The sequence below is a fragment of the Pedobacter yulinensis genome, assembly GCF_003029735.1.
Taxonomy (GTDB): Bacteria; Bacteroidota; Bacteroidia; order Sphingobacteriales; family Sphingobacteriaceae; genus Pedobacter; species Pedobacter yulinensis.
In genome coordinates, this window is record NZ_KZ686268.1 from 1 (window position 1) to 13,102 (window position 13,102).

At 51.4% G+C, this 13,102-nt stretch carries 13 protein-coding genes; 10 read left to right on the forward strand and 3 right to left on the reverse strand.

Annotated features, from left to right (window positions below; genetic code table 11):
* Positions 1-620 precede the first annotated feature (620 nt).
* The 4 genes from C7T94_RS00010 to C7T94_RS00025 all read left to right on the forward strand — a co-directional run bounded on the left by C7T94_RS00010 (position 621) and on the right by C7T94_RS00025 (position 4,058).
* Positions 621-1,973, forward strand: coding sequence for a methyltransferase RsmF C-terminal domain-like protein (locus C7T94_RS00010; protein WP_107212454.1), 1,353 nt, complete (start codon positions 621-623; stop codon positions 1,971-1,973).
* A gap of 130 nt (positions 1,974-2,103) precedes the next feature.
* Positions 2,104-2,478, forward strand: a complete 375-nt coding sequence (locus tag C7T94_RS00015) for a c-type cytochrome (RefSeq protein WP_162618495.1) — start codon at positions 2,104-2,106, stop codon at positions 2,476-2,478.
* A gap of 85 nt (positions 2,479-2,563) precedes the next feature.
* Positions 2,564-3,100, forward strand: a complete 537-nt coding sequence (locus C7T94_RS00020; RefSeq protein ID WP_107212458.1) for a YceI family protein — start codon at positions 2,564-2,566, stop codon at positions 3,098-3,100.
* 1 nt (position 3,101) lies between these two features.
* Positions 3,102-4,058, forward strand: coding sequence for a DUF5777 family beta-barrel protein (locus C7T94_RS00025; protein WP_107212460.1), 957 nt, complete (start codon positions 3,102-3,104; stop codon positions 4,056-4,058).
* A gap of 16 nt (positions 4,059-4,074) precedes the next feature.
* On the opposite strand, the gene C7T94_RS00030 is transcribed toward C7T94_RS00025, so the two are convergent.
* The 3 genes from C7T94_RS00030 to C7T94_RS00040 form a co-directional block, all read right to left on the reverse strand.
* Positions 4,075-4,434: a CoA-binding protein gene (locus C7T94_RS00030; protein ID WP_107212462.1), complete on the reverse strand. Its 360-nt coding sequence runs from the start codon at positions 4,432-4,434 to the stop codon at positions 4,075-4,077.
* Positions 4,435-4,537: 103 nt separating this feature from the next.
* Positions 4,538-5,008 (reverse strand): DinB family protein, encoded by a 471-nt coding sequence (locus tag C7T94_RS00035; protein ID WP_162618496.1) that lies wholly within the window; start codon positions 5,006-5,008, stop codon positions 4,538-4,540.
* 41 nt (positions 5,009-5,049) lie between these two features.
* The gene (locus C7T94_RS00040; protein ID WP_107212466.1) at positions 5,050-6,597 is read right to left on the reverse strand and encodes an NAD(P)/FAD-dependent oxidoreductase; all 1,548 of its coding nucleotides are present in this window, start codon (positions 6,595-6,597) and stop codon (positions 5,050-5,052) included.
* Positions 6,598-6,803: 206 nt separating this feature from the next.
* On the opposite strand from C7T94_RS00040, the gene C7T94_RS00045 reads away from it, so the two are divergent.
* The 6 genes from C7T94_RS00045 to C7T94_RS00070 are packed head-to-tail and all read left to right on the forward strand — an operon-like array spanning position 6,804 to position 12,888.
* Positions 6,804-7,385, forward strand: a complete 582-nt coding sequence (locus C7T94_RS00045; RefSeq protein ID WP_107212468.1) for a LemA family protein — start codon at positions 6,804-6,806, stop codon at positions 7,383-7,385.
* 45 nt (positions 7,386-7,430) lie between these two features.
* A complete protein-coding gene (locus tag C7T94_RS00050; RefSeq protein WP_107212469.1) occupies positions 7,431-7,874 on the forward strand; it encodes a TPM domain-containing protein in 444 nt (147 codons plus the stop codon).
* A complete protein-coding gene (locus C7T94_RS00055) occupies positions 7,871-8,641 on the forward strand; it encodes a TPM domain-containing protein (RefSeq protein WP_107212471.1) in 771 nt (256 codons plus the stop codon). Before C7T94_RS00050 ends, C7T94_RS00055 begins: the two co-directional genes overlap by 4 nt.
* Before the next feature lie 11 nt (positions 8,642-8,652).
* Positions 8,653-9,057, forward strand: a complete 405-nt coding sequence (locus C7T94_RS00060) for a hypothetical protein (protein ID WP_107212473.1) — start codon at positions 8,653-8,655, stop codon at positions 9,055-9,057.
* Positions 9,044-9,592 carry an NUDIX hydrolase gene (locus C7T94_RS00065; protein ID WP_204353184.1) on the forward strand — a complete coding sequence of 183 codons (549 nt, stop codon included), beginning with the start codon at positions 9,044-9,046 and terminating at the stop codon, positions 9,590-9,592. Before C7T94_RS00060 ends, C7T94_RS00065 begins: the two co-directional genes overlap by 14 nt.
* A 20-nt stretch (positions 9,593-9,612) precedes the next feature.
* Positions 9,613-12,888, forward strand: a complete 3,276-nt coding sequence (locus C7T94_RS00070) for a S41 family peptidase (protein WP_239494889.1) — start codon at positions 9,613-9,615, stop codon at positions 12,886-12,888.
* The last annotated feature ends 214 nt before the right edge of the window (positions 12,889-13,102 follow it).

A 13,102-nucleotide genomic window follows, 5' to 3' on the forward strand; every position in this document is an offset into this window, starting at 1 on the left:
TTTTTTCTTCTCTTCCTCTTCAGCTTTTCACATCTCCCGTTCCTTCCGAACCGGGCTGCAAAGGTAGCTAACTTTTTGGCTTCTGCAAGAAATATTTTAAAATATTTTCTCCCCGCTTTCTCCCCGTTTTTCCGCTGCTCCCTTTAACTTCAGCTGCTGCTTTTCAATACCTCCAAATCAGTCAAAAACTTCGTTTCCGTTGCATCTGCCCTCTTTTTCGGCGTCCCCCTTCCTTCCGAAGCGGAGTGCAAAAGTAGAAACATTTCCCCTTCCATGCAACACCTACCGCCTTAATTTTTCGTACGCTTTTGCTAACTCATTGATTGTCCAGCAGAAAAAATTCAAAAGCAAGGCAAACAATCTGCATCAACAGGTGTTTGAGACCTCCTGAGGTGCGGATTTCAGCTACTACATATAAAATATTGTTTCTGCTCCTGAGGTAGTGCCTTATATAGTATAGCGACGAGGACTCTGCCCCAGTCCTTAACTCCGTCTTCTTACTCCTGCACGGGTCTGCGCTTTGGGGTTCCGCATCGCGTACTCAGGTTTCAACCTGTTCTTTATTCCCTACCCCTACCCAGTTCAGCTTCCAATCACTATTTTTGCTCAAATCATTTGTCATGCCGCAATTGCCTGGATCGCTCATAGAGCAACTTAAAGACCTTCCGCATTTTAATGCATCTGCCTTTCTCGCCGCCCATGAGGTTGAGGCCAGTCCCATTGTGTCTATCCGCAGCAATCCTTTTAAACCCGCAAGCCTTCCTTTTCAAGGGACGCCAATTACCTGGAACGCTGAAGGGCTTTATCTTGCCCATAGGCCTTCGTTTACTTTTGATCCGCTTTTTCATGCAGGCTGTTATTACGTTCAGGAGGCTTCGTCCATGTTTCTGCGTCAGGCACTTGAAACCATCGGGCTTCCGGCGCAGCCTATCGTACTCGATCTTTGCGCAGCACCCGGTGGCAAAAGCACGCTGATCAGCTCTTTCCTGCAACAGGAAGGATTGCTGGTAGCCAACGAAATCATTAAAACCCGCGTAAATGTGCTGGCGGATAACCTGGACAAGTGGGGCCCGGCCAATACCATCGTAACGAACAACGATCCGCGCGACTTCAGCCGGCTTCCCGCCTGCTTCGACCTGATCGTCGCTGATGCACCCTGTTCGGGTTCGGGTATGTTCCGCAAAGATCCTGCAGCGATAAACGAATGGTCTGAAGACAACGTACGCTTGTGCAGCCAGCGTCAGCAACGCATTCTCGCCGATGTTTACCCTGCATTAAAACAAGGTGGTTGGCTGATCTACTCTACCTGCTCCTATTCAGAAGCAGAAAACGAGCAGGTGGTGGACTGGTTAATGGATACCTTTTCGATGGAAAGCATACGGCTTCCGCAATTTCAAGGCATCGTGGAAACGACTTCGGCAAAAAAGGGCGCGTTCGGGTACCGGTTTTATCCGGGCGCGGTTCCCGGCGAAGGGTTTTTCATAGCCTGCCTGCGCAAAACCGGCGAGGAAAACAGCCGCAGTAACAGGAAACAGACCGATCGCTCTGCCGCGGGAAAACCAGACCGCGACCTGCTCAAACCCTGGATCAAAAACGAGAAATTACAGGTATTCAGGTTCAACGATGACCTGTATGCTTTCCCTGAAGAACACTACAGTCTGTTCCAGCAGCTCAGGCAGTCCCTGTATATTAAAAAATCGGGCGTGAAACTGGGCCGGACAGCCGGTCGCGACCTGCTGCCAGATCACCAGCTGGGGCTTAGCCTGCTTGCCGCGCCGGGTATACCTCGTTTTGCGGTCGATAAAGAAACGGCACTCGAATACCTGCGCCGCAACGACATCAGTCTGCAAATCAACGAGCGCGGCTGGGGCCTGGTCACTTATGACGGCTATCCGCTTGGCTGGGTAAAGGCCCTTCCAAACCGCGTTAATAATTATTTTCCTAAAGAGCTGCGCATTCTTCGGCAGTCTTAACCCTCTCATTCGAGTCAGCTTACACCTGTTTCAGGAAAAGTGCAGGTTTTTTCGCTGCTCAGGCAACCCCTGCGCTTCAATGGCCGTAACCGGAAATATAACCCGTTACAACCTGAAACAGCAACCTGTTATGAAAACGAAAAAACTAACTCTGAACGTTGTTCTTTTTACGGCAATGTCCGTTGGACTGCTCGCCTGTTCGAAAGACCAGGCCGAAAAGCCGCAGGACCCTCCTCCGCCCAAGCCCGATGAAGTCACCGCAGCGAATGTGACTTATGCAAATTTTGCGAGCAACCTCTTCCAGACCAAATGTTCGGGCTGTCATGCACCCGGCGGCGGCGGCAGCGGTGCCTGGACCTTTAATGGCTATGCTTCTGTACAGGCAAACGCCGGCCGCATCAACAACGTCACGCTGGTTACCATGACCATGCCGCGAAACGGCAGCCTGAGTGCCAAAGAAAAAGAATTGCTCAAAGCCTGGCTGGACAAAGGACTGCCGCAGTAACTGCAGCCCACCGGGGGCCGGGCCCCCGGCTATCCTTCCGGTGCAGGCGAACGGCCAGGAACAATTGAAACTAAAAACACCTATCATGCGAACCACGATCTTATCTCTTTTACTGCTGTCCAGCCTGCATGCATATCCGCAGTTTCTCGTCAGCAAAACAGCGACTATCTCATTTTTTTCATCTACCCCGGTCGAAGACATTGCCGCCGTCAGCAAAACCGGCTCCTCGGCCATCAATCCTAAAACCGGCGACATCCTGTTTAAAGTCAACAATACATCATTCAGATTCGAAAAAAAGATGATGCAGGAGCATTTCAACGAAAACTACATGGAAAGCGACCGGTATCCGACCTCCGAATTCCGCGGCAAAATCACAGACCCTGTCGACTACAGCAAGGCCGGCACATACCAGGTCACTGTAAAAGGAACGCTGAATGTGCATGGCGTAACCAAGAGCTATCAGGTTCCGGCGACACTCACAGTAAACGGTACACAGATCAGTGCCGCCTGTACCTTCAACGTCAGCGTTGCAGATCACAAAATTAAAATTCCCTCTCTGGTCATTAAAAACATTGCCGAGGTCATGCAAGTCAAGGTTTCGGCAACTTATCAAAAGAACTAACATGAAAATTACAGCACCCCTCCTGTTTTCAGTATCCTTATCTATTTTGCCGTTTTCAGGTATTGCACAAGATGAGCTGGAAAAGGCGCTCGCCACCCAAACCAGCCCTGAAAAAGTTTCGGCAACCTTTAAGTCGCCAAAGCTGATCAATATCCAAACGTCTGAAACCATTCACCGCCATGAACTTGATTTCAGGGTCGACCACCGCTTTGGTGACATTGCAGGCCACAACGGCGGTATGTCGAATTTTTTCGGCCTGGATCAGTCTACAGATATCCGTATTGGCTTTGACTATGGGATCAGCGACCGGCTCACGGCCGGCCTGGCCCGCGCAAAAGGAGCGGGTCCTGCCACGCAGCTTTATGAGGGAAGCCTGAAGTTTCGCCTTACGGAACAAAGCAATGACGACGGAATGCCCTTTTCAACCACACTTTTTGGCAGCGCAACCGCATCGGCCATGCGGGCATCTGAAGATGTGACCGCAGCTACCGCTTACCGCAAATTCGCTGACCGCCTTTCTTACGTAGCTCAGGCGGTGCTGGCACGAAAATTTACGCCGGCTTTTTCGTTTGAAGTGGTGCCCACCTATGTACATCGCAATTTCACAGCCTACAATGACGAAAATGACCTGTTCGCGCTGGCCGTGGGTGGGCGGCTAAAAGTCAGCAAACGCATGGCCCTGGTGGCTGACTATACGGTGCCGTTCAGAACAAAAAGCAGCAAGGATTATATTGAGGCGGTTAATGGCGCAGCCTTTTACCATGTGCTCGGGGCAGGCCTGGAGATCGAAACCGGGGGGCACGTTTTTCACCTGAACTTTACGAACGCTACTGCCATACAGGAATCGCAATTTATTCCCGAAACAACCAGCACCTGGACCAAGGGGCAGTTTCGCTGGGGTTTCAGTATTGCACGGCGGTTCTCCTTTCACAGGAAAGACGCGAAACAGCAGGAATGACGAACGGAGAAACCTATTAATATTGACCGGTTGAAAGCATCACCAGCGTACAGGCTCTGACCGGTTCGATGTCGTGCTGGTCAAGCAGTTTTTCCAGCTCATAGTTTTCTGTGCCGGGATTAAAAATGACACGCCGGGGTTTTGTATCTACAATGTAATCATAGTAGTCTTTCTGAATAGCGGGACCGATGTATAAAGTGATCGTGTCGATATCCTGATGAATGGCGCCAGGTTTTTCAATGGGTACGCCGGCCACTTCGCCCGATTTCACGCCGACATTGACAATGGGATGCTGATAGCGGTTAAGCATGTGAGCTGCTTTGTAAGCGTAACGCGAAGCGTTTGGTGTAGCGCCGATGATCAATGTCTTTTTCATAAGGATGGATCTGCTGGTAGTTATATATATACTATATGGCGGTCTGCATCCGGCCGCTGTTTTTTAACAGGGGTGCTTAACCTTTTGTTTGCAGAGACGCATCTCAGTACTTGCAAAGCAGCGAAATTTGCCCTGCATGGTAGGCATGGTGTTGAATAAGTCCATTTACAAGCGCGAAGCAGGTTATTTCGCCCCCGGCCTCCGCCGCATGTACGCCTGCCGGCTGAAGCCATTCCTCAGCCTGCATCCGGCCGGTTATGCGCAGCAGTTCTTCGTTACTGTTTTTAAGATCCTGCACCAGGCCGTTCCAATAACTTTCGGTTTGCTCCTGAGCAACGGGCCAGTCGCCCATGGCTGGTTCCCCGGCGGCATGGCCTGAAAGCCGGGAAATGATTTCCCTGGTCCAGGCTGTCAGGTGAAGTACGATTTCGGCAACCGAATGGGCACCGGGTACAGGATGGCTGAAAACTTTGTGCGCTGAACAGCGCGCGATGATGCTCAACAGGCTGTCGCCGTGCCAGGGTTCGCCCTGGTAGGCTTTTTTTAGTTCGTTGGTGATCTGTTCGGGGGTCATGACATTTAAGGGCTGAGGCGGTTGCTTGTTTATAACGTTATTCAACCTGATATGGTACGTGCAATTGCGGCCGCGCAGTTGATTCCGTCAATGGCTGCAGAAACGATGCCGCCGGCATAACCCGCACCTTCTGCGCAAGGGTAAAGCCCTTTAACCTGGGGGTGCTGCAGCGTTTCCTTATCACGCGGAATGCGTACCGGAGAAGAGGTGCGGCTTTCCACACCGACAAGGATCGCCTCATTGGTATAATATCCGCGCATTTTTTTGCCGAAAATCGGCAATGCCGCTTTGAGGCTTTTTGCCACGAAGTCTGGCAGTACCTGGTCCAGCATGGCAGACCGGGTGCCGGGCAGGTACGAATTAACCGGTAAATCGGTTGAGAGTTTTCCCTGAACAAAGTCGACCATGCGCTGGGCCGGTGCAACCAGGTTTCCTCCGCCCGCCCGGAATGCTGCTTTTTCGATCTCAGACTGGAAGTTCAGCATGCGCAGCGGGTCATAACCGACCACATCTTCAAGAGTAACCTGTACCACTGTTCCCGAATTGGCAAAAGGATTGTTGCGCTTTGAGGGCGACCAGCCGTTGACCACAATCTCTTCCTCGCCGGTTGCACAAGGTGCAATAATGCCTCCCGGACACATGCAAAAAGAGAAAACGCCCCGGCTCCCTACCTGCTCGACCAGGCTGTAATATGCCGGCGGAAGGTATTCACTGCGCTGCGGGCTGTGGTACTGCGCGGCATCTATCAGTTCCTGCGGGTGTTCAATGCGTACACCCAATGCAAAAGGCTTGGCTTCGACCAGGATGTTACGCGCATGAAGCAATTCATAGATATCGCGGGCAGAATGTCCGGTTGCGAGGATAACGGCTTCGCCTGCATATTCCTCATCATGATTAACAACGACAGCCCTGATGTGGCCATGCTCCACGATCAGATCAGTTACCTTCGCATCGAAATTAATCTCGCCGCCTGCATTCAGGATCGTTTCGCGCATCGCGGTAATGATCTGCGGCAATTTATTGGTGCCGATGTGGGGCCTGGCATCGACCAGGATATCAGCGGTGGCGCCATGGTCTACGAAAATCTGCAGGACTTTGTTGATATCGCCCCGTTTGTTGGACCGGGTGTAAAGTTTTCCATCAGAATAGGTTCCGGCCCCGCCTTCACCGAAACAGTAATTCGATTCCGTATTAACAAATCCTTCCTTGTTGATGGCAGCAAGGTCTCGACGGCGCTGCTTGACGTCTTTGCCGCGTTCCAGCACCACCGGCTGCAGGCCGCTTTCAATACACTGCAATGCTGCAAAAAGCCCCGCGGGTCCGGCTCCAACAATAATGACCTTCTTTTTTCCGGTAACCGGTGCATAAACAGCCGGCTTTTCCGGACCTGGTACCGGCTCATTCAGGTAGGCCCGAAGCATTAGCCTGAATACCACGCGCCTTGAACGCGCATCGATAGACCGTTTCAGCAGTACATAACCCTGCAGCCCGGCGGCAGCGGCGCCCAGCGCGGTTCTAAGCCTGGCTGCTATGACCTCTTCCCGTTCTGATTCGTGCGGAAGCAGGCTGATCTCAATATCTTTTTGCATACATTTTGTCAGGCAATTGCGTCACGTACCCCGGAAGGCGGGGACTGCGATCTGTAAAACTGACAAAACCGCACAAAATCGTGGCCTGATGTAACAAAGGTACGGAAATTGAATCCGATTTAGTAAATTTCAACCGCTGGGGTCCTGAACGGGCGGCGCAACTTATTCTGCCTGTAATCCCAAAAGAAGATGTTAAACATAAAAAAATGAAAAGAATACTCTTAAGTCTTGTCGCAGGCATCTTTGCCATGACGCTGTTCAGTTCATGCGGTTACAACAGCATGGTTAAGCTGGACGAAAACGTGAAATCAAAATGGGGAACGGTACAAACGCAGTATCAACGGCGTGCAGACCTGATTCCCAACCTGGTCAATACCGTAAAAGGAGCCGCAAAATTTGAACAGGGTACACTGACTGCTGTAACAGAAGCCAGGGCCAAAGCCACCCAGATGACCGTTAAGGCCGACGATCTGAGTCCTGAAAACATCAGGAAATTCCAGGCTGCACAGGGCGAATTGAGCCAGGCACTTGGCAAACTGCTTTCCATTACTGAAAACTATCCTGAACTCAGGGCTACGCAACAGTTCAGCGACCTGTCTGCACAGCTGGAAGGAACAGAAAACAGGATTACCGTGGCGCGCAAAGACTTCAACGATGCCGTACAGGAGTACAACAGCAAGATCCGTTCGTTCCCGGCCAACCTGACCGCGGGCATGTTCGGGTTCAAGCAAAAAGGTTATTTCGAGGCCGATGCAGCTTCGCAGAATGCACCGAAAGTAGAATTTTAAACCTGTGGCGGCCGGCGTGCCGCCACAATTATTTAGATAAAGATCATGGCCATTTTTTCAGAAGAGGAACAGGATGCCATTGCCCGTGCAATCGAGCAGGCGGAAAAACATACCTCAGGTGAGATTCGGATTGCGATAGACAGCCATTGTCCTGGCGACGCTTTTGAAACGGCTACCCGCCATTTCGAAGAACTGAACATGCACCGCACCGTTGAACGCAACGGGGTGCTGATCTACCTTGCCTTCGATGACCACAAGTTTGCCATTATCGGCGACCGCGGAATTGACCAGCGTGTGCCACCCGACTTCTGGGAATCTACCAAAAACCTCATGCGCGATTATTTTATAAAAGGACAGCTTACAGATGGTATCGTTGCCGGAATCAAACTGGCGGGCGAAAAACTAAGTATCTTTTTCCCATCGAAGAACGATTACACGAACGAACTGCCAAACGAGGTGGTGTTCTTAAATTCAGACAAAACGGAATGAAAAAAATCTTAGCCGCCTGTTTTTTTATTTTCAGCACTTTCCTTTCTTTCGCGCAGGATTTCCCTGCTAAGCCTGCTACCCTGGTTAACGATTATACCGGCACACTCTCGGCCACCGAAAAACAACAGCTTGAATCAAAACTTGTCGCTTTTAACGACTCCACCTCTACCCAGATTGCCATTGCAATTCTGAAGTCTGTAGGTGATTACGACATCAACGAGTACACGCTCGAACTGGGCCGCAAATGGGGTGTTGGCCAGGCTGGCAAAAACAACGGTATTATGATCGTTGTGGCCGTCGGCGACCGAAAGATCTCTATCCAGACCGGCTATGGCCTGGAGGGCGCCCTGCCAGATGTGTATGCGAAGCGGATCATTGAAAACGACATCAAGCCCTATTTCAAAGCCGGCAGATATTACGAAGGCCTGGATGCTGGCACCAGTTCGATCATTTCCTATACAAAAGGCGAATACCGGGACAAGGCCCCGGCCAAAATAACCAAAGACCGTGACGACATTAGCGTGATCGGTATCGTCGTGATCATCATCATCGTTATTTTCCTGATCAAACGCGGTGGCGGCGGTGGCGGCAGCCAGGTAATCGGCGGCCGCGGTGCAGCGAATGCCCTGTGGTGGGCCATGCTTTTCGGCAGCGGCGGCGGCAGAAGCGGCGGTGGCGGCTGGGGCGGCGGTTCATCTGGCGGCGGCGGTTTTGGCGGCTTTGGTGGAGGCAGTTTCGGCGGTGGCGGATCCAGCGGAAGCTGGTAAAATAAACCAGCATGTACAGAAGAGATTTACTCACCGCCGAAATACAGAAGCTGGCGCAGGTACTGGCTAAAATTCTTAGGCTTAAAAACGAAAACCGCGAGGACGAAGCGCAGGAGACCTTCGATCAAAGCCTTCAGGCGTTTTTTGACCTCCCGACTGATGCCCTGAGTTTACCGGAGACAGAATTTGCTGCTCTCCTGGCCGATCGCAGGTTCGATGCCGGCAAACTGGATTACCTGGGTCAGATGATGCACCTGCAGTTTGACCCTTCAGCAACATCGGCGGTCAATATCAACCTGGCCAAAAACCTGCTGGGCCTATATGCACTGTTGGAAAACAACCACCACATCCAGTCTTTCCAGAACTTAGCCATCCAACAACAATTAAAAAAATACCTGTCCAATGCAGATCACTAAATGGAAGAAACTCGGTTCACGATACCTGGTAAACGAAAAGTGGGCAACGTTACGCGTAGATACCTGCGAATTACCCGACGGCATCGTCAAAGATGACTATTACGTACTGGAGTATCCCGACTGGGTAAATGCCATTGCACTTACGCAAAGCGGCGAGGTGATCTTGGTTCAGCAATACCGCCACGCAGCAGACATCATTTCGCTCGAAGTTCCAGGCGGCGTGATCGATGCCGGCGAAAATCCCGAAACGGCCATTAAACGCGAGCTGCTCGAAGAAACGGGTTACAATTTTGAGACCTGTGAGCTGATTGCGACACTTTACGCCAATCCGGCTACCTCGACCAACCGAACTTTTACCTACCTGCTTACAGGCGGGGTAAAAACTCATGAACAGCACCTGGATGAGCACGAAATTCTGCAGGTTTCCCTGCACAGTCCGGCAGAGGTAAAAGCACTTTTACTGGAAAATAAAATTGCACAGGCGCTCCATGCTGCTGCCTTATTTTATGGCATGGAACGGTTAAACGCACGTTAACTTACACAACCAAACAAACAATGAAGTTCGATTTTAAAACCCTCGCATTTGCGGCGGGGCTTGCTATGGCCGGCCTGACAGCGAATGCACAGAGCGAAGCGTTATGGCTTCGTTATCCCGCGCTTTCGCCAGACGGCAAAACGATCGTTTTCGGCTATAAAGGCGACCTGTATAAGATTTCCACCTCGGGCGGTACAGCTGTACCACTGACCATCTCCGAACATCATGAACAGATGCCGGTGTGGAGCCGTGACGGCAAATCGATCGCATTTGCCAGCAACAGGTATGGGAATTTCGATGTGTTCGTGATTCCTGCCAGCGGCGGGACCGCCCGCCGGCTTACGTTCAACAGTTCAAACGACTATCCGAGCGATTTCAGCACAGACAACAAAAACGTTCTGTTCTCGTCGGCACATCATGCCCCTGCGAAAAGCGTACGTTTTCCGTCGCCGCGCCTGTTTTTGAACCTGTATTCAATCCGTGCTGATGGCAGTGCAAAACCCCGGTTGGTTAGCGCCGCTGGCGTGGAAAATGCCAAATACAGCGCAGACGGCACTAAACTGGTTTTCCAGGACCGTAAAGGATACGAAGACGCTTTTCGGAAACACCATACCTCGTCTGTAACGCGCGATCTCTGGACGCTCGACCTGAAAACGGGCCGGTATGATAAAATTACAGACTTCAACGGCGAAGACCGGGAACCGGTTTTCAGTTTAACAGGCAACGATGTGTATTTCCTGAGCGAGCTGGATGGAACACAGAATGTTTATCGCTCCGCCTCACCGGGTGAAAAACCTGCGCAACTGACCAAATTCAGGGAACATCCTGTCCGTTCGCTGAGTGTTGCCGAAGATCAAACCCTTTGTTTCAATTGGAATGGCGAAATTTACACACTCAGCCCGGGCGGTCAGCCCAGAAAGGTCCAGGTCCTGATTGCCAACGAAACGCCCTCTGAAATTGAAAAAAATATCCCGATCAACAGCAACGTAAGTGAATATGCGCTATCACCGAATGGCCGCGAAATTGCGTTTGTATCGCGCGGAGAGGTATTCGTGGCCAGCGTTGAAAACGGCCAAACCAAGCGGCTTACCAGCACGCCGCAGCAGGAACGAATGATCGACTGGTCGCCAGATGGCAAAACACTGATTTATGCCGCCGAGCGAAAAGGCAGCTGGGATATCTATAAAACCTCGCTGATCCGGACCGCTGAGCCGTATTTCTACGCTTCGACGGTTTTGAAAGAAGAACCTGTCATTGCCGGTGCCGCAGAGGAGTTTCTTCCGAAATTTTCCCCGGACGGCAAAGAGATCGCCTATGTAGAAAACAGGAATGTGCTGAAGGTATTCAACCTGGCCTCCAAGTCGACCAGGACCCTGTTACCCGAAGGGCACAACCATTCATACAGTGACGGCGACTGGAATTTTCAGTGGAGCCCTGACAGCAAATGGATCATTACAGACGACCAGCGCGGCTTCTTTTTTGCCGCAAATAATGCGGCTTTGATCCGTGCAGATGGCAGCGGCAAGATCATACATCCCGTAAATAGCGGCTTTGGTGAGGGGGCCACCAAGTGGGGCATGAACGGAAAAGTTCTGACCTGGGTGAGTGACCGCTTTGGGCGCCGGTCGGCAGCACTTCAGGGCAGCCGTGAAGTAGACATCTTTGCGCTTTTCTTCGATCGCCGGGAATATGACAAGTTTCAGCTGAGCAAAGACGAATTTGCGTTGTTCAAGGAAACGGAAGAGAAGGCAAAAAAAGATTCGGCCGCCAAAACCGATGAAAAAACAAAGGCCAGGAAGAATGCAAATGAAAAAGCGGCAGCCAGTAAAGTGCTTGCCACACTTGACCTGGAAGGCGCCGATGACCGGATTGTGAAACTGACAATCAACAGTTCATCGATCAGTGACTATGTATTGAACAAGGATGCAAGCAAGGTTTTCTACCTCGCCGCTTTTGAAAGGGGTTTTGATCTTTGGGTGACCGAGCCGCGTACAAGGGAGACCCGCATACTGGCTAAACTGGGTGGCTCGCCGGGAAGCATCGAGCTAAGTAAAGATGAAAAGGCACTCATTGTTAGCAACAGTGGCCGGCTTGTTAAGGTCGACGCAGAAAGCGGAAAGATCTCCCCGATTAATATCAGCGGTGAGATGATGCTGAACGCCGCCGCCGAAAGATCTTATATCTTTGACCATGCCTGGCGCCAGGTGAGGGAAAAGTTTTACCAGCCCGAATTGCACAACGTAAACTGGGAAAGCTATAAAACCGCTTATGAGAAGTTCCTGCCGCATGTTTCAAACAACTATGATTTCCAGGAGTTGCTCAGCGAAATGCTTGGCGAATTGAACGCCTCGCATACCGGCGGCAGTTATTCGCCTCAGTTCCCTGCTGCAGACCGTACCGCCGGTCTGGGCGTGCTGGTCGATGAGACCTATGCGGGGAAAGGCCTCAGGATTACAGAGGTGCTGACTTCCGGCCCGCTTGACAAAGTCGGATCGAAAGTGAAGGCAGGGCAGGTCATTGAGAAAATCAATGGGCGCGAACTGGACGAAACAGAAGACGGCGCGCGGCTGCTAAACCGGGAGATTGGTAAAACCGTGTTGCTGAGCATGTATGATCCTGCCAGCAAAACGCGCTATGAGGAACCGGTTAAAACCATTTCTTTCGAAGAGGAGAATGAACTCATGTATAAACGCTGGGTAAAAACGATGCGCGCCATGGTGGATAAGTTAAGTGGCGGAAAAATCGGTTATGTTCACGTGCGCAGCATGAACGACGATAGTTATCGTGCCGTGCTTGATGCCGCCCAGGGCATTAACCTGGAAAAACAGGCGCTTGTTGTCGACACGCGTTTTAACGGTGGCGGCTGGCTGCACAATGACCTGAATACATTTTTGAGCGGAAAGTCTTATCTGAACTTTACAAACCGCGGAAAAACATTGAAAGGAACTGAGCCTGCAGGCAGCTGGACCAAACCCAGCATTGTGCTCATGAGTGAGGGAAACTACAGCGACGCCTTTATTTTCCCCTACATTTACAAGCAAACGGGAACGGGTAAACTGGTGGGTATGCCGGTCGCAGGCACGGGTACGGCGGTCTGGTGGGAACGGCAAATCGATCCGACCATTGTATTTGGCATCCCGATGTTCGGCACCGTCGGCAAGGAAGGCCGGACAACTGAAAACCTGCAGGTTGAACCCGACATCAGGGTGGAATTACCTTATGCCGACTTTTTGAACGGCAGAGATCCGCAACTGGAGGCGGCAGTAAAAGAGATGCTGGAACAGACAAAAAAATAAGAAGAACGGCCACCCCAGCGGTGGCTGTTTTGTTTCCCGCTGGCAAGTTAGTAGTTCGGACCTGGCACTGCGCCCGATCAAACTGTTAAAGAAATAAACAACAAGAAGAAGGACTGAATGGCATAGTGCCTGGGAGGATGAAGCAAAAATAACGACCAGATAGCCTAACGTACACCGCTGGCCGGGAGAGGAAACAAGTACCGCACGCCTGGCC

Bases quoted from the DNA above. Each gene is read 5' to 3' on its own strand.
- C7T94_RS00050 (WP_107212469.1), top strand. From the start codon at position 7,431: ATGGCCATTTTTTCAGAAGAGGAACAGGATGCCATTGCCCGTGCAATC.
- C7T94_RS00055 (WP_107212471.1), top strand. From the start codon at position 7,871: ATGAAAAAAATCTTAGCCGCCTGTTTTTTTATTTTCAGCACTTTCCTT.
- C7T94_RS00045 (WP_107212468.1), top strand. From the start codon at position 6,804: ATGAAAAGAATACTCTTAAGTCTTGTCGCAGGCATCTTTGCCATGACG.
- C7T94_RS00065 (WP_204353184.1), top strand. From the start codon at position 9,044: ATGCAGATCACTAAATGGAAGAAACTCGGTTCACGATACCTGGTAAAC.
- C7T94_RS00040 (WP_107212466.1), bottom strand. From the start codon at position 6,597: ATGCAAAAAGATATTGAGATCAGCCTGCTTCCGCACGAATCAGAACGG.
- C7T94_RS00025 (WP_107212460.1), top strand. From the start codon at position 3,102: ATGAAAATTACAGCACCCCTCCTGTTTTCAGTATCCTTATCTATTTTG.
- C7T94_RS00035 (WP_162618496.1), bottom strand. From the start codon at position 5,008: ATGACCCCCGAACAGATCACCAACGAACTAAAAAAAGCCTACCAGGGC.
- C7T94_RS00015 (WP_162618495.1), top strand. From the start codon at position 2,104: ATGAAAACGAAAAAACTAACTCTGAACGTTGTTCTTTTTACGGCAATG.
- C7T94_RS00030 (WP_107212462.1), bottom strand. From the start codon at position 4,434: ATGAAAAAGACATTGATCATCGGCGCTACACCAAACGCTTCGCGTTAC.
- C7T94_RS00060 (WP_107212473.1), top strand. From the start codon at position 8,653: ATGTACAGAAGAGATTTACTCACCGCCGAAATACAGAAGCTGGCGCAG.
- C7T94_RS00010 (WP_107212454.1), top strand. From the start codon at position 621: ATGCCGCAATTGCCTGGATCGCTCATAGAGCAACTTAAAGACCTTCCG.
- C7T94_RS00070 (WP_239494889.1), top strand. From the start codon at position 9,613: ATGAAGTTCGATTTTAAAACCCTCGCATTTGCGGCGGGGCTTGCTATG.
- C7T94_RS00020 (WP_107212458.1), top strand. From the start codon at position 2,564: ATGCGAACCACGATCTTATCTCTTTTACTGCTGTCCAGCCTGCATGCA.